The organism is Caldicellulosiruptor hydrothermalis 108 (genome assembly GCF_000166355.1).
Lineage (GTDB): Bacteria > Bacillota > Thermoanaerobacteria > Caldicellulosiruptorales > Caldicellulosiruptoraceae > Caldicellulosiruptor > Caldicellulosiruptor hydrothermalis.
Map to the genome: position 1 here is coordinate 579852 of NC_014652.1, position 23087 is coordinate 602938.

Genomic DNA, 23087 nt, shown 5'->3' on the forward strand with positions numbered 1-23087 from the left:
TATCAAAAAAGTGCACTCTTGTAAACGATATCAAGTATATTATACTATAAACTTAAAAGAGCTTGTATTTTAGTATTTTCAAATTTACAAATGTGGAGGTAATACATGATGGAAAACTTGGTTTTCAATTATTTTATACCCACAAAAATTTTATTTGGACCAGGAAGTTTGAACAGGCTCAAAGACGAAAATTTGCCCGGAAAGAAAGCTCTGATTGTCATATCTGCTGGAACATCTATGAAAAAGTATGGTTATCTGGACAGGCTTACAGCGATATTAAAAGAAAAGGGAATTGAGTATGTTGTATTTGATAAGATTTTGCCAAATCCTATTAAAAAGCATGTAATGGAAGGAGCAAAGATTGCAAAAGAAGAAAAGTGTGACTTTGTAATTGGTCTTGGTGGTGGAAGCAGCATCGACTCTGCAAAAAGCATCGCTCTGATGGCAAAACACGATGGTGATTACTGGGATTATATAGTAGGCGGTACAGGCAAAGGCAAAGTACCTGTAAATGGTGCACTTCCAATTGTTGCAATAACAACAACAGCTGGAACTGGAACAGAGGCTGACCCTTGGACTGTTATAACAAATGAAGAGACAAACGAAAAGATAGGCTATGGCAACCAGAACACATTCCCAACTTTGTCGGTTGTAGACCCAGAGCTTATGCTAAGTGTACCGCCGCATCTTACTGCATATCAGGGGTTTGACGCTTTCTTCCATGCGGTTGAAGGATATATTGCAAAGATTGCAACTCCAGTAAGTGATATGTTTGCACTCAAAAGTGTTGAGCTTATAGCAAAATACTTGCCGCTTTGTGTAAAAGATGGGACAAATATAGAGGCAAGAACATATGTAGCACTTGCAAACACTTTGGCAGGGTTTGTTGAGTCGACTTCCAGCTGTACATCAGAGCATTCAATGGAACATGCACTCTCTGCATTTTATCCAGATTTGCCACACGGTGCCGGGCTTATAATGCTGTCTGAGGCTTATCACACCTTCTTTGCATCAAAAGTGCCTCAAAGGTATATCCAGCTTGCAAGAGCAATGGGTGTTGATGTAGATTCTTTACCAGAGGATGAAAGACCATTTGCATTTGTCAAGGCAATGAAAAAGCTTCAGGAAGAGTGTGGAGTTGGGAATTTAAAGATGTCTGACTATGGAATTAAAGAGGATGAGATTGAAAAGCTTGCTGACAACGCTATAAAAACAATGGGTGGACTTTTTGAGGTTGACCCGTATAAGCTTTCTTTTGAGGAGACAGTAGGAATTATGAGAAATGCGTATAAATAAATGTGGGCAGAAATATGGCAGAAAAAATAAAAAGACATAGCCAGCGTGCGCAAAGCAGTTGGCTATGTCCTTTTTTTATTACTTAGTCTTCCTCTAATATCTTCCACAAAGGTTTATTCTTTTTCTTCAAAACCACATCATCATCTTTCAGCTGCAGTGGCATGACAGATACAACAATGTGCTTGTGTTTTAAAAGTTCTTTTTCTATAAACAGCCATGTATGGTTGTGCAGAATTTTTTGCCACCAGCGCTGTACGGTAAATTTGGGTATGATGACTGTTATCATGTCACCCTTTTGGTAGTTATATTCTTCTGACTTTATATACTCTAAAAGCGGTTCTAATATTTTTCTATAAGGTGAATACCTTATTACAAGTGGGATGGAGCAGTTGAGTATTTTATATCTTTCTTGGAGCTTTTTTGCCTGCTCTTCATTTATTGATACATTAAAAGCAATTACATTGTCTGAGATTGTCTTTGCAAATCTCAAAGCACGAATGCTTGCCTTGTTTAAACTTTCAATTGGAACAATAACCCTGTTTCTATATATATTGTGTTCAACATCCAAAAGTTCTTTATCTTCAGGCGTTACTCTTAACTGGTCGGCAACGGCAATATAATGAAGCTTTACCTTTATCATTGCAAAGACAAGTAGAGGAATTAAAAGAACAACAATCCACGCACCTTCTTTGAATTTAGTTATTGCAATTATAATGACAACAACAAATGTTGTGAGTGCACCAAATCCGTTTATAAATGCTTTTATGTGCCAATGACTACCTTTGTTCTTAAGCCATCTTACAAACATACCTGATTGAGATAGTGTAAATGATATAAAAACACCAACCGCATAAAGTCCAATGAGTGCTGTGACGTTACCATTAAATGCTACAATCAAAAGTGCGGATACCAAAGCAAGGATGATAATTCCATTTGAGTAGCTAAGCTTATCACCTTTCATGCTCAGCTGTCTTGGAACAAATTCTTCTTTTGCCATGACAGCAACAAGCATTGGAAAGCCCGAAAATGCAGTGTTTGCAGCAAAAACAAGGATTATAAAGGTTGTTGCAGCAACAATGTAATACATAATACTTTTGCCAAATATTTCTTGTGCCATCAAAACAAGCATAGCACCTTCAGTAGGAACTATATGGTAGTGTGTTGCCAAAAGTGTTGTTCCACCAAATAACACAAGGATTATCAACGATAATAAAAGCAAAACAGTTTTAGCATGTTTTGTTGCCGGGTCTTTAAAGTTTGGAACAGCATTTGATACAGCTTCAATACCGGTCAGTGCTGTGCACCCGCTTGCAAATGCCTTTAAAAGTAAAACTAGTGTAACCGGATGTGGAGAATAATTTATTTTAGGCTCAGGTGGAACATATCCAGTTTTTAGCTTTATATATCCCCCTATAATTAAAGCCAAAATTGAAAACATAAAAGCATAAGCAGGTATACCAAATATTCTGGATGATTCTCTTATTCCTCGTAAATTTCCAATCATCAAAAATAGAACTAAAAATAGACACAGGGCAATCTTATAAGGCTTTAAAAATTCAAGTGCGGTTACAATCTGGTCAACACCCGACGAGATAGAAACTGCTACTGTCAAGATGTAGTCAACTGACAAAGCTGCTCCTGCCACAATGCCTGCCAAAACGCCGAGGTTATCCTTCGCGACAATAAAAGCACCGCCGCCATTTGGATAGTTTTCAATAGTTTGCCTGTAAGAAAGCATTAAAATAAAAAGAAGTATTATGATTGCGGCAGTTACAACAGATATTTCTTTAAAAGCGAGAAATCCTATTGTAGGCAAAAGGACATACAAAATTTCTTGTCCAGCGTACGCAACAGATGATATAGCATCGCTTGACAAAATGGGAAGGCCCCACAGCACACCATACTTTTCTGTCTTTTCAGCTTCGTTTGGTAGAGGTTTTCCTATGAGAATTCTTTTGAGCTTCTCAAACAAGCTAAAATTCCTCCTTTAACTTAGTGATTTAAGTTGATTTCAGATGATTACAAAATTATATTCCCCGGAAAGCTTTATTTCAATTGTTATTTTGATGTTTTAAAATGAGAGGAGTACAAGGAATTGTAGAGGTTTTGCACTAAAGATAAACACTTTCAAAAAACAAGCAAAGAGCTTGATTTTACTTATCTTTTTCAAATATAAACCAAAATAAGGTAATAAAAATATGTACAAAAACAAAAGAGACAATTTGGTGAAAATTTATATTTTCCATTGATAAATTTGAGTGTCGTTTAAAAAGATTTAGCTAATTTTCTTAGGTAATTTTAGATTTTTCATCTTGAAAAATGAATAAAAATATTAGAAAATAAAATTAGTTTAGAAAAATAAAAAATATTTTAGGCAGGTGAAAAATATGAAAGATAAAGATTTTATAAGCTATTTGAATTCTCCCAGAATAAAAGATGTTTCAATCACAGACGCGTTATGGAAAAAATATATAGACCTTGTGAAAGATGTGGTAGTTCCATATCAATGGGAGATACTTAATGATAATGTCGATATTCCAGTCAAAAGCCATGCAATAAAGAATTTCAGGATAGCAGCAGGATTTGAGGAAGGCGAATTTGAAGGGTTTGTTTTTCAAGATAGCGATGTTGCAAAGTGGCTTGAAGCAGCTTCATATGTTCTTGAAAAGTACCCAAATCCTGATTTGGAAAAGAAGATTGACGAGGTCATAGAGCTGATTGGTAAGGCTCAGTGGGAAGATGGATACCTCAATACATATTTTACCATCAAAGAAAAGGGTAAAAGGTGGACCAATTTAGAAGAGTGTCATGAGCTTTACACTGCAGGGCACATGATAGAGGCAGGTTGTGCACATTTTCTGGCAACTGGCAAAACAAGCCTTTTGGAGATTGTAAAAAAGCTTGCAGACCACATATACAGCATTTTTGGCAAAGAAGAAGGTAAAATCCCTGGGTATGATGGTCATCCAGAGATTGAACTTGCGCTTGTAAAGCTCTATGAAGTGACAGGGGATAGAAAATATTTAGAGCTTGCAAAGTTTTTTGTTGATGAAAGAGGTCAAGAGCCTTACTACTTTGATATTGAGTATGAAAAAAGAGAGAAAAAAAGTCACTGGCCAGGGTTTAAAAGTCTTGGCAGGGAGTATTTGCAGGCACACAAACCTTTAAGGCAGCAGAAAGAGGCTGTTGGTCATGCAGTCAGAGCAGTTTATCTTTATTCTGGGGCTGCAGATGTTGCAGCATATACACAGGATAAAGAGCTTTTTGATGTGTGCAAGACTCTCTTTGATGACATAGTCAAGAGGAAGATGTATATTACAGGTGCAATTGGTTCATCTGCTCATGGTGAGGCATTTACATTTGAGTATGATTTGCCAAGTGATGCAGCGTATGCTGAGACTTGTGCATCTGTAGGTCTTATCTTTTTTGCGCATCGCTTAAACAAAATAGAGCCGCATGCTAAGTATTACGATGTTGTAGAAAGGGCTCTTTATAACACCGTTATTGGTTCTATGTCGCAGGATGGTAAAAAGTATTTTTATGTGAACCCTCTTGAGGTATATCCGAAAGAAGTGGAAAAGAGGTTTGACAGACACCACGTAAAACCCGAACGTCAACCTTGGTTTGGATGTGCGTGCTGTCCGCCAAATGTTGCAAGGCTTTTAGCGTCTTTAGGAAGGTATGTTTATAGCTACAACCATGATGGGATTTACGTGAATTTATACATTGGCAGCAGTGTCCAGGTTGAAGTAGGTGGTGTTAAGGTTTTACTCCAACAAGTCTCAAGTTATCCTTTTGAAGACATGGTCAAGATAGATTTAAAACCTTCAAAAGAGGCAAGATTTAAGCTTTATCTTAGGATTCCAGGCTGGTGTGAAAACTATGAGGTTTATGTAAATGGGAAGAAAGAGGAGATGCAGAAACTGCCCAGCGGCTATGTTTGCATTGAGAGGTTGTGGAAAGAAAATGACCAAGTTGTATTAAAGATTCCAACAGAGGTTAAGATGGTAAGTTCACACCCGCAGGTGAGGAGTAATGTAGGTAAAGTAGCAGTTGTGAAAGGCCCGGTTGTATTTTGTGCAGAAGAAGCAGACAATGGCAAGGATTTGCATTTGGTTTTTGTTGATGTAAATGGCAAATGCAAGTTAGAATTCGATAGCAATATTTTAGGAGGTTTGTACACAGTTGAAGTAGATGGTTTTAGGATGGCAGAAGATGATTTTGGAGAAGAGCTTTACAAGAGTCACAGGCCAAAGTTTGTTCCAGCAAAAATAAAGCTCATTCCTTATTATGCTTGGGCAAATAGGGGGACTAATGAGATGAGGGTGTGGCTGTGGCGATCGTCTTTTTAAGCAAAACTTTTGATGACGAAAAGGCAGAAGATTTAAATTTGTGGTAAAATAACTCTAAACAAATGAAATTTGAGAAGTGAGTTTAAAGATGCAACTGAGCAAAATCTTGTTTATGTTATTTTCAATAGCCTTTGCAACAGGTGTTATTGATAAAATCTTTGGTGACAAGCTCAAACTTGGGTCAAAAATTGAAGAAGGCTTTATAATCATGGCAAAAGCCGTTTTTTCGATGCTGGGCATTCTTTATTTATATCCATTTTTGGGTATGTTGCTGGTAAAACCTTCAAAGTTTTTAGCGCAGCTTTTTCATACCGACAGTGCAATATTAATTTCTTGTTTTTTACCTATAGATATGGGTGGGTATCATATATCCCAGCAAGTATCAAAAGATGAAATGGCTAAGGTAATAGGCGGTATTCTACTTAGCTCAAATTTGGGAGCAACCATTGGTTTTACATACCCTGTTGCATTTGGAATTTTAAAAGGTGAGTCAAAAGAGGATTTTATAAAAGGAAGTCTTATTGGAATTGGATGTATTCCCATTGCAGTCGTGTTTACAAGCATGCTTTGGGGATATAATGTACTGAGGACATTAAAACTGGTAGCTATTGTTGTGATTGTTACTTTTGTGCTTGCCATTGGGGTTTCAAGAGGATGGCGTTTTTTGATAACTGCAATGAAATTTTTGGGTAGTACAATGACCTTTGTTAACCTTGTAGGACTTGCGTTATTGGGATACCATATATTAACAAGCAAAGCTTTATTTCCTATAAAAACAGCTTTGCAAGACTGTATAGTCCTTCCGCTTAAAATGGCAGTTTTAATTGGTGGCAGCTATGTATTTTTTACAGTTATATACAATTTTCTAATAAATAGATTCAGGCTTTTGAAAGGTTCATATACTTTAAATCAAGCAGGGCTGGAAGGAATGTTGATGCTGCTTGTGAACTGTGTTCCTACACTTTACCTTTTTGATAAGATGGACAAAAGGTCAAAAATTTTAGCATCTGCCCTGTGCATGACGGCAGCTTCGGCATTGGGTCCTCAGCTGGCATTTGTGGCAACATTTGCTCCTGCCCATGTTTCGCTTTTTCTTCTGAACAAGCTCATAAGCGCAGCTGTAGCGGTTGCAGCCACGCTTATATATTTAAAATTTGGCAAATAAAAAAAGAGGCTTTTTAGCCTCTTTTTTGCAATAAGGTTTGTTTTGTCTTCTTTAGAGTTAGTGTTTTTTACCTCTTGTGCCTCTTTTAAGTCTTTTGCAAAGTAATGATACACAAGCACAGGAATCTTAATCTGATCCTTTTGTGCAAAAGTTTGCGCAGGAAATACTACCATAACTGCAAACGCTAATAAAGTTAGTAGCAATATATAGAATCCCTTTTTCATTGCCACGTCACCTTCTTTTGAGCATACATAAGAGACATCGCAATAAAAAAATTATAAAAGTAGTTTGTGTGAATTTGTTTAAAAAAATATTACAAAAGTTGGGTAAGGCAGATTGAGAGATGAAAGGGATAAAAAAAGACTGCCGCACTTTTATCAAATATCAAATTATGCGGCAGCCCAAGATATTAATTTACATAATTACATGTTTATTTTATTTGCTGCATTTTAGTAACAAAATTCTCGATTAATTTCAAAAGACCGACTAAGTCTACCTGACTGGATTGTTGTTTTATCATATTTTGAGAAATTTGAGGAAACTTAACGTCATTTCCTGTCAAAATATTTGTTATTTCAACTCTTGATGAAACTCCACCACCGGTTGCAAGTGAATTTTTAATTATTATCTTTACAACTTTTCCTGTCTTTTCGTCAACATAAAAGCTTATCTTATAATCATCCAATTTTATTGAGCTAATAAGCTTGGAAAGATTGCTTTCAAGCTGTTTTGAAATCTCGCTTGATGAGAGTTTACTTACATCGATGTTTAAAGATCTCAAAGCCTTCTTTTCATCGTCTGTCAAAGATTTTAAATAAACATCGAGCATAATGCTTAGCTGAGAAAGTGCAGATTTTGAAGATGTAGATAAAAATTCTTTAAACGCAGGTTCTAAAACCTTGCTTGGCAAGGTAGCGCTAAGTTGCCAGCAGCTTATCTTTTTTGAACCAACAGATGTTGTTGTCTTGTACGCACTTTTTACAATTGAAGATGATTGAGAGTTTAAGTAGTTCAATATGCTCTGGTAAAACTTGCTTATAGGCTGAGAAATCGAGCTGTCAAGCATATTGATGCTTATCCAAAAAGTAGCTGGTATGGTGCTAAGCACGTACTTGTTATCCTTTGGGTCTTGTGTGTAAATATTTTGTCCATTCAAGAAAACTATTTTGTTTACACTGTCCTTTTTTGTTTGAACAAAGAATTTTTTATTTTTTCTGTCAAAAGAAACCTTATAAGTTTTTGTTTCATTGACAATAAGATTTAAACCATATCCAAAAGATTTTTGCCCGGTTGAGGTGGTGATTATGTCACATGAAAGAGGAGAGTCAGGATTTAGAATTTTTGAAAGCTCTGCTTTGAAAGTTTTTTCTAACAAAGATGCTTGGGCTTGCTGACTCGATATAGCAAAAATTGAAGATGATAGCGAAAAGGTTATAAAGCAAATTGTCACAATCACTGAAAGTACCCTTGCAGCTCTTATCATTGTTTCACCTCCAGGAATTTTGAATAGGAATATTCCAAATAATATTATATCACTCTTCGAAAAAAATGACTATCAGTTTTGTTTTTTGTCATCCCTCTTTTTATCTTTTGAAATTTTATTTCTAACTGTTTGAGCACTGATTTCAGTAGTGCTTGATGCCCTGGCAAGTTCTTTTAAAACACCTACAAAAATTTTGCATCCTGCTGCAACGTTTGCGACAGCTTAAGGGGTGCGTAAAATGAGCCAAGTAACATTTTTAACTTATTATGTTACTAAGTAAACATAATAAATATACATAAATAGTGAAAATTATAGTCGACCAATGTTTTAAATCAAGAACATCAATTGGATTTCCAAGTAAATTGCTTGTCTTTCTTAAAAACCATTGAATTGGAAAGGTAAAAAGGGTAAAATTAGACTAACGAAAGGGGCAGTAGATAAATTCTCGTTTAGAAAGGATGAAAAGGATGTATGAAAGAAACTTCGGTTGATTTATGGATAAAGGATTTTATAGAGCTTACTGATACCCAGTTTGAAAGGTTTGAGCAGGCAATAAAATCAGAAAGAGGATTTTGGCTATACGATATCAAAGAAAAGAAGATTTATCTGTCAGACGGCGTTGTGTATCTTACAATACAAAGTGAGAATATTGAGGACTATGTCAAAAAGCTTATGGCTGAAAATGAATTTATCCACCTTTTAAATCTTGCAAAAGAAAGTATAGAGAATAAACAAAATGGTTTTTCTATCAGAGTAAAACTAAAGGAAGGCAGATGGATTTTTGTTTGTGCCACCATCCTCTATAAAAAGGGGATACCATTTAGGATAGTGGGGACATTTGAAGATGTAACACCCCATGTTTCATGTGATTTAAGACTGAACAGGTATATTGAGCTTATTGCATATTATGATGATGTAACTGGGCTTCCAAATAGAAACTTTTTAAACGAAAAGATTAGAGAGAGAATAGAGGAGAGCAAGAAAGAGAATTCAAAATTTTGGGTAATATTTATTGAGGTTGGTAATTTTAGTTATATCAATGAAATATTTGGACACGCAGTAGGAGATGAATTTTTAAAGTCGATAGCAATGGAGATAAAAAAGTTTTTGCCAAGAGAATGGATTTTCAGCAGGTTTGGCGGGGATGAATTTGTAGTAGTGACAACAGATGTAGAGAAAGCTTCGGTTGTACAAATTGTAGAAAATCTTGTAGAAAGATTTTCAAGAAGTTGGAGTGTAATGGGGAAGTGGTTATATACAAACATCAACATAGGGATTGCTGGATACCCGCAGGATGGCACAGAAGCTGATACAATTTTGCAAAATGCAGAAATTGCCCTCACAATGGCCAAAAAGCGTGGAAAGGATATGGGCAAAAGTCTTTATGAGTTTTACGAAAGGTCTATGACAGAAGAGATTTTGAGAAGAGTTGAAATTGAGTCTGAAATCTTGAGAGGAATTCAAAATAAACAGTTCTTTTTAGTATATCAGCCAAAAGTATCCCGTGATGGTAGGACGGTAGTCGGTTTTGAGGCACTTCTGAGATGGAACTCCCAGAGAGGGATTTTGACCCCAGACAAGTTTATCCAGATTGCAGAAGAGAGCGGCCTTGTGTATGATTTAAACAGGCTCATATTGGATATTGTTTGCAGAGATATAAAATATATAAAAGAAAATGGTTTCAAGAAAGTGCCGGTTGCTATAAATTTGTCAGGCAAAGAGTTTGCCATGTATAATATGATAGGTATTTTAAGCGAATATCTGGAAAAACACGATGTGACTTCTAAAGATATTGAGATAGAAGTAACTGAAAGGATAATTTTGAATAATTTAGAACTTTCAAAAGAAATTTTTAATGAACTTTATGAAAAAGGCATTAAGATTTCAATAGATGATTTTGGCACTGGTTATTCGTCCCTTGAGCTGCTTTTGACACTTCCTATTCATGCCCTTAAGATTGACAAAAAGTTTATAAGCAGAATAGAGTTTTTTGGTAATGAATATGTTATTGTTAAAAATATCATTTATATGGCAAAAGAAATGAATTTGAAAACAATTGCTGAAGGTGTTGAAAGAAAAGAACAATATGAGATATTAAAGGAATTGGGATGCGATGAATTTCAAGGCTATTATTTTTCAAAGCCGATGAGAATAGAAGAGGTAGCTGAGCTTAGAAAGCAAGATGAGAGTCTTGAAATACAATAAAGATAGTACTGTGTTTCTCATATTTTCCCATATACAATAGAAAATTACTTACAAAAAATTAAAAAGCAAAATAAACTTCTTTTAGGCACTTCGACTGACTACGATGGAAAGGTAATTTTGGTATTGAATCCAGGGTATTTTATAATCTAAAAGAGAAGGATGTGAAATTGTTCACGTACAACTTTTTTCACTCCTTCTCTTTTGTTCTTTTTGCATATATGTTACTATATTTTTAAAGAAACATGTATGCACAAGCAAAAGGGGAAAAGGGGGATTTTTATGGCAAAGTTTAGTATAGGAATTGATTTTGGGACACAGTCAGGAAGGGCAGTGCTTGTAAATGTGGAGACAGGTGAAGAGGTTGCAACAAGTGTGAAAGAGTACACTCATGGAGTTATGGACGAAAGTTTACCAGATGGTACAAAACTCCCTCATGACTGGGCACTTCAACATCCACAGGATTATATAGAAGTCTTGGCAACAACTGTTCCAGATGTCTTGAAAAAAGCAGGTGTTTCCAAAGACGATGTGATTGGAATAGGAATTGACTTTACAGCCTGTACAATGCTTCCTATCAAGAAAGATGGAACACCGCTTTGCATGATAGACAAATTCAAATCACATCCTCATGCCTATGTTAAGCTGTGGAAACACCATGCTGCTCAAAAGTATGCAAATAGGCTAAATCAAATAGCACAGGAGAGAGGAGAAAAGTTCTTACAAAGGTATGGTGGAAAGATTTCATCTGAGTGGCTTTTCCCAAAGATCATGCAAATATTAGAAGAAGCACCGGAAATTTATGAAGAAGCAGACAAGTTTATAGAGGCTGCTGACTGGGTTGTAATGAAGATGACAGGTGTTGAAAAGAGAAACTCATGCACAGCTGGATATAAAGCTATCTGGAGCAAGAGGGAAGGATATCCTTCAAAAGAGTTTTTCATGGCGCTTCATCCAAGGCTTGAAAATGTGGTTGACGAAAAGCTGTCACGCGACATATATCCTATCGGTCAAAAAGCTGGAGAGCTCACAGAAGAGATGGCAAAGCTAATGGGACTCAATCCTGGGACAGCTGTTGCAATTGCAAATGTGGATGCCCATGTATCTGTGCCAGCTGTTGGGATTACTGATATTGGCAAGATGCTAATGATAATCGGAACATCTACATGCCACATGCTTCTGTGGAACGAAGAGAAGATGGTGCCAGGCATCTGTGGATATGTTGAGGATGGTATTTTGCCTGGTTTTTATGGGTATGAGGCAGGTCAGAGCTGTGTTGGAGACCATTTTGAGTGGTTTGTTGAAAACTGCGTGCCACCAACATACTATGATGAAGCAAAGCAAAAAGGACTAAATATCTATCAGCTACTCAAAGAAAAAGCAAAGGTGCTAAGGCCCGGCCAAAGCGGTCTTTTGGCGCTTGACTGGTGGAATGGCAACAGGTCAATTCTGGTTGATGCAGACCTCACTGGTATGATGCTTGGCATGACCTTAACTACAAAGCCTGAGGAGATGTACAGGGCACTGATTGAGGCAACAGCGTATGGCACAAAGATAATAATTGACAACTTCAATGAACATGGCATTGAGGTAAGAGAACTTTATGCATGTGGAGGAATTGCTGAGAAAGACGAACTTTTGATGCAGATTTATGCTGATGTGACAGGACTTGAGATAAAGGTATCAGCATCACCTCAAACACCAGCACTTGGTTCTGCTATGTTTGGTGCAGTTGCTGCAGGAAAAGAAAAAGGTGGTTATGACAGCATATTTGAGGCTGCAAAGAAGATGGCAAAACTAAAAGACTATTCTTACAAACCAAATCCGCAAAACCATGAGATTTACAAAAAGCTATACAGAGAATACAGAATTCTTCACGACTATTTTGGCCGTGGAGCAAATGATGTGATGAAGAGACTAAAAGAGATAAAGGAAGAAGTTTCAAAGATATAGATCTTTAAGTCTTTTAACCATTCAAAAGCAGGCTGCCCTTTGAAAACTACCTTTGCTTTTTAGGGGCGGCCTGCAAGTTAAATAATGGTATTGATTTAAAAATTTTTAAGTGGTATGATAAAAATAAACTTGTATGGACAAGATGATGATAAAATGAGCAAAACCAAATATGAGATTATAAAAGATTTCATTATTGAAGGAATTAACTCTGGCAAGTTCAAAGAGGGCGAGAAAATTTATTCAGAGAATATGCTATCACGAAAGTTCAAAGTTTCGCGGCACACTGTAAGAAGAGCTATAATGGAGCTCGAATTTGAAGGACTTTTGGTGTCGCAGAAAGGAAGAGGCACGTTTGTTGCAAAGAAAAGTGCAGACAGCTCTAAATGCATTGCTGTTCTGACAACATTTATATCAGACTACATCTTTCCCCTGATTATAAGAGGAATTGAAAAGGTGATAGCACATGAAGGGTACGGTCTTTTGCTGTTTTCGACTGACAACAGCTATGAATTTGAAAGATATCACTTGGAGAGCATAATAAACAACCCAAACATAGACGCTGTCATAATAGAACCAACAAAAAGTACCTTGCCTTCCAAAAATCAAGAGCTTTATAGAAAACTCATACAAAAAGACATCCCTGTGATTTTCATCAATACTATTTTAGAAGAAATTGCTCAAAACTACATAATAACCAAAGACCAGTCAGCTGTTTACAGGCTTACATGCAGCCTCATAAAAAGCGGTTGCAAAAAGCTTCTTGGCATTTTCAAAGGCGACGATTTGCAAGGGATAAAAAGATACAGTGGTTTTGAAAAAGCGTGCAGGGAGGCACAGGCAGAGTTTGATGCAATCTTTTTCACAAGTGAGGAGTATAATTTTGTTCATAACAGAGCTGCTGAAGTCATATCAAGAGAGAGATTTGATGCAGCCGTTTGCTACAACGACAAGATTGCCCTTCCTCTTTGTGTAAAGCTAAAAGAAATGGGATTTAGAATTCCTCAGGATATATCTGTTACAGGATATGACAACTCACTTCTTTCTACACTGACAGATATAAAGCTCACAACTGTTGAGCATCCAAAAGAAAAGCTTGGAGAGATGGCAGCAAAGGCAGCAGTTGCCATGATAAAGAAGAATAGAAAAGGTGTCAAGGAAGAGGTTGAATGTGAGATAATCTTCAGAAATTCAACAAAAGGAGGATTTTGAAAATGCTTGAGAGTTTGAAAGAGCTTGTTTGTAAATACAATCTTTATCTTCCAAAATTTGGTCTTGTCACATGGACATCTGGTAACGTCTCAGCACGCGACCCTGAGACAAACCTTGTTGTTATAAAGCCATCGGGTGTTATGTATGATGATTTGACACCTGACAAGATGGTTGTTGTTGATATGGATGGAAATATAGTTGAAGGAAATTTAAAACCTTCAACAGACACACTTACACATCTTTATGTATACAAGCACATGCCACACATAAATGCTGTTGTCCATACTCATTCAAACTATGCAACAGCGTTTGCAGCCTTGGGCCAGCCAATAAAAGTGTATTTGACAGCAATTGCCGATGAGTTTGGCTGTGAGATTCCATGCGGACCGTATGCTCAGATTGGTGGTGAGGACATAGGCAAGGTGATAGTTGAGTATATAGGTTCAAGCCCGGCAATTCTTCTTCAGAACCATGGAGTTTTTACGATAGGCAAGACAGTTGATGAGGCAGTAAAAGCTGCTGTTATGGTAGAAGATGTAGCAAAAACAGTATTTATTGCAAAGATGATGGGCGAGCCTATCGAGATTCCACCTGAAGAGGTAAAAAGAGCTCATGAGAGGTACATGACAAAATATGGGCAAAAATAAAAAATTACTTTTCCCCCAGCACAAGAAAGGATTGTTAATACAACATAAGGCTGCCGTTTTCAAGTGGCAGCCTTGCTTGTTTTTTTACAGTCCAAATATTCTGCTTACAACCTCTTTTAGCTCTTCATCACTTATTGATGTATTTCTTCCATTTTCATATTGACTGTCTACCCACTCTTTGACCTTCTGAACCCTTGGGTCTTTTTTGTCAACCTGAATGTCAATGCCGCTATCTTTGAAATACCTGTTTATCCAGATTACAATTCCTGCAATGCCTGAGTATGCATCAATAATCACCTTAGGAGGCTTCCCCAGAATCTTTCCTGTATCAAATATATTGTAAATCTCCTCATCTTTCATAAGTCCATCTGCATGGATTCCTGCCCGTGTTGCGTTAAAGTTCTCACCGACAAAAGGCGTCATTGGAGGAATCTCATACCCGATTTCTTTTTTGAAATACTCAGCAATCTCAGATATCACAGCAACGTTCATGCCATCTGCCGACCCTCTTATCTGAATATATTCCATCACCATTGCCTCTAATGGAGTGTTGCCGGTTCGCTCACCTATTCCCAAAAGAGATGTGTTTACCATTGAGGCACCATAAAGCCATGCCATTGTTGAGTTTATGACTGCCTTGTAAAAATCGTTATGGCCATGCCATTCAAGCCACTCAGATGGCACTTCACCATAGTTCACAATGCCATAGATTATCTGTGGAACGCTTCTTGGCAGAGCCACACCCGGTATTGGTGATCCAAGCCCCAGCGTGTCACAGGCTCTGATTTTCACAGGCATATTTGCCTCTTTTGAAAGCTTCATAAGTTCATTAATAAACGGCAGGACAAACCCGTAAAAGTCTGCGCGTGTGATGTCTTCAAAATGGCAGCGTGGTATAATTCCTGCCTCAAGGGCTGATGAGACAATCTCTAAGTATTGCTTCATTGCCTGACTTCTTGTCATCTTTAATTTTTTGAAGATATGATAGTCAGAACATGAAACCAAAATTCCTGTTTCCTTGATACCAAGGCTCTTTACAATCTCAAAATCCTCTTTTTTTGCGCGAATCCAAGCGGTGACTTTTGGGAAATCATAACCTTTTTCCAAACACTTTAAAACTGCTTCTTTGTCCTGTTTTGAGTACACAAAAAACTCTGTATGAAGAATAACGCCACTCCCATTGTCAAGTTCATGCAAGTAGTCATAAATTCTACAAATTTGATCAACAGTGTACGGTGAGCGTGATTGCTGGCCGTCTCTGAAAGTTGTGTCGGTAATATAAAGTTTTTCTGGCACGTTCATGGGCACAATCCTGTGGTTGAATACAAGCCTTGGTACTTCATTGTAAGGATAGATGTTTCTGAAAAGATTTGGCTCTTCAACATCCCTGAACTGATACTCAATCTCAAGAATGTGAGTCTTTTGATTAAATTTTACATTCATAAAAAACAAACCTCCCTTTCAAAGCTTCGGGGGTTAGCTGACGGGTTCGGGCAGAAAGGGACTTTTGCCCTACAAGGCAAAAATGCCTTGATTCACCCCAAAAAGTGGGTCCCCCCTATCCTGTGCTTTTTACACAGGAATTCAGCTTTTTTTGATTTTATTTTTTTATTATGATTTTTATCATACCAGAAAAGCGGCAGTTTGGCAAGAAAGAATGTCTATACCTTCACAAGCTCATACTCTAAACTTCCAAGCCCAATCTCTTGAGCATGTTTTAGTGCAACTCTCCAGTCTGTGTCAGGATGAATGCTCTTGAACCTGTCAATTTTGCCATCAACCTCAATGTGTTTTGCTTTTTCAAATGCAGACCCAGCTGGTGTGAATGCAGAGCTATTTACAAGGTCAACACATGCCTTATCCAAGGCAACAGGGTCGAATGATGCTGCAATACCAATGTCTGGTGCAATAGGAATATCGTTGTGTGACCAGCAGTCACAGTCAGGCGAAATGTTCATGACAAAGTTTATATGAAAATGAGGCTTATCTTTTAAAACTGCATACGCATACTCAGCAATCTTCTCGCTTGCAATTGATGCAGCCTCATCCCACTTGACTGTTGCTGCACCGAACTGGCACACTGCAACGCACTGACCACATCCAACACATTTTTCATAGTCAATGACCGCTTTTTTCTTCTCATTCAAAGTTATAGCAAGCTGCGCACAGCTTTTGACGCACATTCCGCAGCCAACACATTTTGATGTCTTTATAACCGGCTTTGAGGATGAGTGCATAAAAAGCTTTCCACCGCGAGAGCCTGAACCCATTCCAATGTTTTTGATAGCGCCACCAAACCCTGTCATCTCATGACCTTTAAAGTGGTTCATTGAGATTATAATATCAGCATCTGCGATGGCAGAACCTATCTTTGCTTTTTGTGTATGCTTGAGGTTTACCTCAATTTCCCTGTACTCTGTTCCTTTCAAACCATCTGCGATGATTACATGACAGCCAAGCACAAGCGGGTTAAACCCATTTTCATACGCAGCTTCTAAGTGGTCCAGAGCATTGCTTCTTCTTCCCGTGTAAAGTGTGTTTGCATCTGTCACGAACGGTTTTCCACCAAGGCTTTTGATGAGTTTTACAATCCTTGCGACATAGTTTGGTCTTATATACGCAAGGTTTCCTGGTTCTCCAAAGTGGACCTTGATAGCGACAAACTTGTTTTTAAAATCGATTGTTTCAATCCCTGCCTTTTTCACAAGGTTTTCAAGCTTATCAAGCATATTATACCCTGGTTTGGTTTTAAAGTCTGTGAAATACACCTTTGATTTTGCCATTTTCCCTTTTCAACTCCTTTCAAAATTTTCGGGTAAATAAAATTATAATCCTTTTTTGAAATTTGTGAATAGCTCAATTTTAACAGAAGGTTGCAAAATATTGATGTGCACCTTTGCAAGTTATAGTATAATATTGAGCAAAACCATTTAACAAGAATGCACTTTTTTGATATAAGGTATCAAAAAGGATACTATCAAATATAGTCTCCGGCCAGCTAAAGAGGGTGTTTTTGCAATGAAGGTCTTGATTGTTGACAATTTTGATTCGTTTACGTATAATCTCTACAACTATTTTTTAAGACTCAAAGTGTCTACCACTGTGATAAACCGCGACAAGCTTACCATAGAAGATATTTACAAGCTAAACCCTACTCACATTGTCCTTTCTCCTGGACCAGGAAGACCTACAGACGATAAGATTTTGTTTGAAATCATAGATAAATTTAAAGAGTCAAAAAATATTCTTGGTGTATGTCTTGGACATCAGGCAATTGGCATGTTCTTTGGGGCAAAACTTAAAAAGGCAAAAAGACCTATGCACGGGATAGTAGACACAGTATTTCATGACCAAAAAGGAGTATTTGAAAACCTCAAAAACCCTCTGAGTGTTGTTCGATACCACTCTCTTGTGATAGATGATGTTGACAGCACGCAGCTTACCATCACAGCAGTATCAAAAGAGGGAGAGGTTATGGGTATAAGACACAAAAGGTTTAAAATAGAAGGTGTGCAGTTTCATCCTGAGTCAATTGCAACTCAGCATGGACTTTTGATGCTTAAAAACTTTTTAAAAGGGTGAGAATTTAAAGTGCAGATTGCAGTTTATAACATGGTACCTGACCCATTTTTGATTTTTTGTCATTTGAAAAGTGATTTTTCAGTTTTGCTTGAGAGCAGTATGCTGAGCAAGAGGTATGGGAGATATTCTTTTTTGTTTTTAAAGCCCAAGGAAGTTTATATCTTGAGTGAAGACGATGATGTTTTTGAGTATTTAGAAATTCTTTCGAATAAAATAGAAAGAAATAAAAACACTTCTAATTTTGTTTTTAATGGTGGGTTTGCAGGATATTTTTCTTACAACTTTGGTGTTGACCTTTTTGAAGTTGAAAGGAAAAAAGATACTTCTCTTGTCCCCAAAGCATATTTTGGATATTTTGAAGATTTTGTGGTCATTGACCACTTTGAAAAAAAGACATATGCTTCTTTTACATCCAAAGCCTTAGCAATGGAATTTGAAGGGATACTAAAAAATGAAAACCTTGCCTTGACAAGCTTTAAAAAGTCTGAGGTTGAAAGAGCTTGGTGCAACTTTGAAAAGTCAGAATACATGCAGGCAGTGAAAAGAATAAAGGATTATATTTTTGAAGGTGATGTTTACCAAGTAAATCTTTCACAGCGCTTTTTTGTAAAAGGAGTATTTGATCCTGACTTTTTGTATTTTGACCTCAGAAAAAGAAACTATGGCTGTTACCATGCGTATATAAAGTTTCCAAAAGCATCCATCATATCAACATCGCCCGAACTTTTTTTGAGGAAAAGAGGAGATACCATCATAACCAAACCGATAAAAGGTACATCTAAACGTGGAAAAACTCCAGAAGAAGATAGAATTTTAAAAGAGCGACTATATAACGATATAAAGTGCAGGTCAGAGCTTTTGATGATTGTTGACCTTGAGAGAAACGACTTTGCAAAGATATGTTTGCCAGAATCCATTGAGGTTGAAAAACTATTTGATGTTGAAGAATATTCAACAGTTTTTCATCTTGTCTCAACCATAAAGGGAAAGCTTCTAAATGGTATGGATTTAAAAAGGATAATTGAAGCAACCTTTCCAGGTGGGTCAATAACAGGTGCACCAAAGCTGAATGCTATAAAGATTATAGAGGAGCTTGAGAAGTGTCCGCGAGGAATATACTGCGGCTCTATTGGCTATATCTCAAACAATTTCAACATGGATTTTAACATTGCAATCAGAACGCTTGTTGTAGAAGATGACACAGCATACTTTAGTGTTGGCGGCGGAATTGTTTGGGACTCTCAAGAAGAGGAAGAGTGGTGGGAGACCATCCACAAAGGGAAACCGTTTTTTGAAATTTTAGGCATAAGCGATTTTGCAGGTGCTTGAAAAGGAGGTTCAAGATTTGGAAGAATCTTTCCAGTCATATGGCTTTGGTTTGTTTCCTTTTGAAACAATTTATTTTGACAGGGAAGGTGCGCATTTTCTGGAGGACCACTATCTAAGATTCAAAAGAACTTTTTGGATACTTGGAGTTAAGTTTCACTTAGACTTTGAAAAGTTTAAAGAGTCAATAGAAAAGTATATACTTTCTACTGAAAGAGATTATGGTGGGGTGAGAGTTGCATATGTTCATGACAGGTTAGTGATAGAACTAAAAGAAATACGATATAATAAAGTTTTGTTCCAAAAAGGTTTTGAGCTTGCGATTGCACGAACGAAAAAGGATTCAAAAAACATTTTAAATTATATAAAAACTTCTAATATAGGTATTAATTTGATAGAAGAAAAAAGAGCTAATAAGAAAGGATTTGACAGCTGTCTTTTTCTCAATCAAGATGGTTTTATATGCGAGGCGGCGTTTGCCAACATCTTTTTTAGAAAAGATAAGGTTATTTACACACCTCACATTTTGTGCGGACTGCTTCCTGGCATTGTAAGAAAACATGTGATAAGGGTATCAGAGAAGTTAGGATATATGGTAAAAAAGGCTTATTTGGAAATAGGTGATATTAAAGATATGGATGAGTGCTTTATTACAAGCAGCATAGCAGGTATTTTCCCTGTTTTGCGGATTGAAAATATAGAGTTTAAACAGCGAGGTTTTGCAGAGTATTTACTGAGCATGGAAAAATTTGATCGTCCATGGGTGTGCTAAAAGATAAAAAACAACAAAAAATGGGCTGCTAAACTCTCTTAATTTTGAGCAGCCCGTGTACTTTTTAATTTTGTGCCGACTCATCATTTTCAATTTTTGCCTTACTGAGTGCATCTTCAACTGCCATGATAATACCATATGATGTTCTTGTCGCACCAGAGATAATATCAACATTTGTTGACTGAGACTCTATTATCTCTTTTGGAATGATCTCAAATGGCAGCTGTGCAAAGCTTGGTGTTTCGTGATGAGAGATTATCTGGATATCTGTAATTTTATCGTTTTTGATTGTAACCTGAACAACAAGCCCTGGTCTGTATCCAAAACCTTCGCCTGTATATGTTCCATCTTTGTAAATTTTAGAGGCAGAATTTTGTGTGGTAGTTTCCTGAGAATTTTGTGTAGCAAGGCCTGTATTTTCTGATTCAGTTTGATTTTCTTGCAAGCCCGAGTTATTTTCAGATTGAATACTTTGTGAAAAAGTTGTTGAAGGTTTTGAAGATGTAAATTTTTGATTCAATGGTTCAATAGAAGAAGTAGCAAAAAAGCTTGCAACTGAAAACACGCCTGCAATGGCTGCGGCAGAGGTATACCGTGGGTCTATTTTGGTCTTTGCGATGTTCAGCTCAATATTTAACCTTGGACAGCTTTCAACGCATTTTACACACGCTATGCACTCACCTTTGTAATTTTCGACATTGTTCATATCTATTCCCATTGGGCAAGCACTAGTGCATATTCTGCACTTTCCACAGTTTTTGTCTACCTTTTTGACAAATAAAAGTTTTGCTCTGGAGATTATATTGAAGATTGCACCAAGTGGGCAGAAGTATCTGCAATGGGCTCTGTTTACAAAAAGGCTCAAGATTAATACAAACACAAAAAATACAAAGCTTGGCAAGTATGTCTTTATATCAAAATTCAAAGAAAGCAGGTTGTCAAAGGCATCCCAGGGGTCAGCATAAAAAGTTTTTCCAAACGTCCACACAATCACAATGAGGTACACAAGCACAAGGTATTTTATCATTTTAAGAAAGCTATCTAATTTTTTAGGCATTTCAAATGTCTTTTTAAAGATTTTCTTGCCCAAAAAATGTATCCATTCTAAAATGCTTCCGAACGCACATACCCAGCCGCAAAAAAACCTTCCCAAAAAGATTGTGATAATCAGGGTTACAATAAGCATTATAAAGTTCTGATTAAATTGAAAGTTTTCCTTGCCCAAAAAGGCTAAATACAGACTTTTTATTTGAGATAGAAGCATTGCAAAAGAAAGAGGAAAGAAAATAAATGAAATAAGCTGGATGAAAAACCTTAGTATTTGTGTTGGCATTACTTTCTTTGTCACAGAACAATCACCTCATTTGTCTTGATAACTCTGAAGGAGCTATCGCACAGGGTAAACCTTTGTGCAAGCCCTGGTGTTATATATATTTCTCGAAAAGAAGTAGCAACCACTGCTTCAATGGTCTTGCTGTCCTGTATGAAGTTTATGGCCTTTTTAAATCCCATTGCAAAAAGAGCAGTTGACATCGCATCTGCAAATGTTGAGTTTGTGTCAACAACGGTTATACTTGCAATGTCATCTTTTACAGGAAATCCTGTTTTTGGATTGATTATGTGTGAAAGTTTTTTGTTATCAATTGTAAAATACCTTTCATAACTTGCGGATGTTACAACTGAAGTACTACCAAGCTCTAAAAAACCCAGCACATCTTCTCTTGTTTTAAAAGGATGCCGAATCCCCACCTTCCAAAGGCTCTCATCATGTTTTTTCCCAACTGTCAGTATGTGCCCGCCAAGGTCGACAATTGCTGAATTTATACCTTCCTGTTCAAAAATCTCACGTATTTTGTCTGCAAGAAAGCCTTTGGCAATAGCTCCAAAGTCAAGTTTGACTTTGTTTTTGAGCTTTACTCTATAGTTTGATAAAAGCTGTATGTTTTCTGAGCCTGTATAAAGAAAAGCAAGTTCTACTTCTTCTTTTGCTGGCATCTGATTTTTTTGTTTTGCTTCTTTCCACACATCTATAAGTCTTTTTACCGTTATATCAAAATAGCCTTCTGAAAATAGGCTGTACTCAACCGACTTTTTTATAAGCTCATAAACCTCCGGGCAAACCTTTATGGGGATGTAATTTCCGTATCTATTCAATTTTGCTACCAAACTTTTTGGCTTGAAAACCGACAATTTATTTTCCATATCTAAAATGAGACTGTGGGCCCTGTCAAATGCACTTTCAAAGTTTGGCTGATAAAAAATAAAATGAATGTCTGTGCCAAGTGCAAATATTGATTTTATAATCTTTGTCTCATTTGAAATCAAGGCTGTGTCCATCGCGGTTTTTCTTAAGCTCCTTCTGTGCAGTTTTTGTAATATCTATTATAAGGCAAAAAAAGAGATGGTGTGTGAACAAATTGTGAAAAGATTGTGAAAGGAGATTAAAAAATTGTGAAATTCAATTTTCAAGAATTTTTCGAATTGTGGACAAAAGAAGAGGTTTTACCTTTTCGATTGGAGCAGGTTCATTGTTTACAATGCTTGAATAGGTGAGCGAGCTTACAAGTTCGAGTATCATAAACACAACAATCTCAAGTTCTTCTTGCGTATAGTTTGTATTAAAATTTTTTAGAAACATTTCTTTTGCTCTTTTCAATTCTGCAAACTGTTCATTGTCTGTAATTTTTTTGTAAAATACCCATGAGAAATCCTTTTTTAAGAATTTAAAAAGGACTCTGTTTTTACTCAAATAGTCTATAATATACTCAAGAAAATAAAGAAATTTGTCAACAGGTGATGTAAATTCTCTTATAGATACCTCTTGCAAAGCTTTTTTGACAATCTCACTGCTTTTTTTGAGAATTAACTTTTCAAGGATATCCTCTTTGTCCTTGAAATAAAGATAAAAAGTTCCCTTTGCAACGCCAGCTTTCTTTACTATTTCATCTATTGCAGTGGCTGTTATTCCCTTTTCAATAAAAAGGCTGTATGCAGCATCTAAAAGCCTGTTTTCTTTTATTATCTTTTTCTGTTCTCTTTTTCTTCCTTCTTTTCTAAGAAGCATTTGCAATCCCTTTCTTTTAAAGTTGAAAATGCGTTT

General features: G+C 36.7%; 17 protein-coding genes and 1 riboswitch. Of the genes, 10 read left to right on the forward strand and 7 right to left on the reverse strand.

What is annotated here, in order from left to right; all coding sequences use genetic code 11:
- Positions 1 to 108: 108 nt before the first annotated feature.
- On the forward strand, positions 109 to 1296 hold the full coding sequence (locus CALHY_RS02690; RefSeq protein WP_013402481.1) for an iron-containing alcohol dehydrogenase: 1188 nt from the start codon (positions 109 to 111) through the stop codon (positions 1294 to 1296).
- Positions 1297 to 1378: 82 nt separating this feature from the next.
- Here CALHY_RS02690 and CALHY_RS02695 read toward each other — a convergent pair whose 3' ends face one another.
- Positions 1379 to 3268, reverse strand: coding sequence for an APC family permease (locus CALHY_RS02695; protein ID WP_013402482.1), 1890 nt, complete (start codon positions 3266 to 3268; stop codon positions 1379 to 1381).
- Between the two features lie 415 nt (positions 3269 to 3683).
- On the opposite strand from CALHY_RS02695, the gene CALHY_RS02700 reads away from it, so the two are divergent.
- Together CALHY_RS02700 and eutH are read left to right on the forward strand one after the other, a co-directional pair.
- Positions 3684 to 5648 (forward strand): glycoside hydrolase family 127 protein, encoded by a 1965-nt coding sequence (locus tag CALHY_RS02700; protein WP_013402483.1) that lies wholly within the window; start codon positions 3684 to 3686, stop codon positions 5646 to 5648.
- An 88-nt stretch (positions 5649 to 5736) separates the two neighbouring features.
- Positions 5737 to 6813, forward strand: a complete 1077-nt coding sequence (gene eutH / locus CALHY_RS02705; protein WP_013402484.1) for an ethanolamine utilization protein EutH — start codon at positions 5737 to 5739, stop codon at positions 6811 to 6813.
- Between the two features lie 430 nt (positions 6814 to 7243).
- Here eutH and CALHY_RS02710 read toward each other — a convergent pair whose 3' ends face one another.
- Positions 7244 to 8296, reverse strand: a complete 1053-nt coding sequence (locus CALHY_RS02710; protein WP_013402485.1) for a hypothetical protein — start codon at positions 8294 to 8296, stop codon at positions 7244 to 7246.
- A 471-nt stretch (positions 8297 to 8767) separates the two neighbouring features.
- Between CALHY_RS02710 and CALHY_RS02715 the strand changes: the two genes are divergently transcribed.
- From CALHY_RS02715 to CALHY_RS02730, 4 genes are all read left to right on the forward strand, one after another.
- Positions 8768 to 10501, forward strand: a complete 1734-nt coding sequence (locus tag CALHY_RS02715; RefSeq protein ID WP_013402486.1) for a putative bifunctional diguanylate cyclase/phosphodiesterase — start codon at positions 8768 to 8770, stop codon at positions 10499 to 10501.
- Positions 10502 to 10780: 279 nt separating this feature from the next.
- The gene (locus tag CALHY_RS02720) at positions 10781 to 12451 is read left to right on the forward strand and encodes a ribulokinase (RefSeq protein ID WP_013402487.1); all 1671 of its coding nucleotides are present in this window, start codon (positions 10781 to 10783) and stop codon (positions 12449 to 12451) included.
- Between the two features lie 114 nt (positions 12452 to 12565).
- Positions 12566 to 13660 (forward strand): GntR family transcriptional regulator, encoded by a 1095-nt coding sequence (locus CALHY_RS02725; RefSeq protein ID WP_013402488.1) that lies wholly within the window; start codon positions 12566 to 12568, stop codon positions 13658 to 13660.
- 2 nt (positions 13661 to 13662) lie between these two features.
- Positions 13663 to 14307: an L-ribulose-5-phosphate 4-epimerase gene (locus tag CALHY_RS02730; RefSeq protein ID WP_013402489.1), complete on the forward strand. Its 645-nt coding sequence runs from the start codon at positions 13663 to 13665 to the stop codon at positions 14305 to 14307.
- An 84-nt stretch (positions 14308 to 14391) separates the two neighbouring features.
- Here CALHY_RS02730 and CALHY_RS02735 read toward each other — a convergent pair whose 3' ends face one another.
- Positions 14392 to 15750 carry a beta/alpha barrel domain-containing protein gene (locus tag CALHY_RS02735; RefSeq protein ID WP_013402490.1) on the reverse strand — a complete coding sequence of 453 codons (1359 nt, stop codon included), beginning with the start codon at positions 15748 to 15750 and terminating at the stop codon, positions 14392 to 14394.
- Positions 15751 to 15756: 6 nt separating this feature from the next.
- Positions 15757 to 15907: riboswitch (cyclic di-AMP (ydaO/yuaA leader) on the reverse strand.
- A 61-nt stretch (positions 15908 to 15968) separates the two neighbouring features.
- Positions 15969 to 17090 carry a DUF362 domain-containing protein gene (locus CALHY_RS02745; protein ID WP_013402491.1) on the reverse strand — a complete coding sequence of 374 codons (1122 nt, stop codon included), beginning with the start codon at positions 17088 to 17090 and terminating at the stop codon, positions 15969 to 15971.
- Positions 17091 to 17325: 235 nt separating this feature from the next.
- On the opposite strand from CALHY_RS02745, the gene CALHY_RS02750 reads away from it, so the two are divergent.
- The 3 genes from CALHY_RS02750 to CALHY_RS02760 are packed head-to-tail and all read left to right on the forward strand — an operon-like array spanning position 17326 to position 19987.
- On the forward strand, positions 17326 to 17889 hold the full coding sequence (locus CALHY_RS02750) for an anthranilate synthase component II (RefSeq protein ID WP_013402492.1): 564 nt from the start codon (positions 17326 to 17328) through the stop codon (positions 17887 to 17889).
- Between the two features lie 9 nt (positions 17890 to 17898).
- A complete protein-coding gene (gene pabB, locus CALHY_RS02755; protein WP_013402493.1) occupies positions 17899 to 19218 on the forward strand; it encodes an aminodeoxychorismate synthase component I in 1320 nt (439 codons plus the stop codon).
- A gap of 16 nt (positions 19219 to 19234) precedes the next feature.
- On the forward strand, positions 19235 to 19987 hold the full coding sequence (locus tag CALHY_RS02760; protein WP_013402494.1) for an aminotransferase class IV: 753 nt from the start codon (positions 19235 to 19237) through the stop codon (positions 19985 to 19987).
- Between the two features lie 64 nt (positions 19988 to 20051).
- Here the strand turns inward: CALHY_RS02760 and CALHY_RS02765 are convergent, their stop codons facing one another.
- The 3 genes from CALHY_RS02765 to CALHY_RS02775 all read right to left on the reverse strand — a co-directional run bounded on the left by CALHY_RS02765 (position 20052) and on the right by CALHY_RS02775 (position 23051).
- Entirely contained in the window at positions 20052 to 21335 is a 1284-nt protein-coding gene (locus tag CALHY_RS02765) for a 4Fe-4S binding protein (protein ID WP_013402495.1), read from the reverse strand.
- Positions 21332 to 22324: an FAD:protein FMN transferase gene (locus CALHY_RS02770; protein WP_041723097.1), complete on the reverse strand. Its 993-nt coding sequence runs from the start codon at positions 22322 to 22324 to the stop codon at positions 21332 to 21334. The genes CALHY_RS02765 and CALHY_RS02770 overlap by 4 nt, the downstream gene beginning before the upstream one ends.
- A gap of 121 nt (positions 22325 to 22445) precedes the next feature.
- Positions 22446 to 23051, reverse strand: a complete 606-nt coding sequence (locus tag CALHY_RS02775; RefSeq protein WP_013402497.1) for a TetR/AcrR family transcriptional regulator — start codon at positions 23049 to 23051, stop codon at positions 22446 to 22448.
- Positions 23052 to 23087 lie beyond the last annotated feature (36 nt).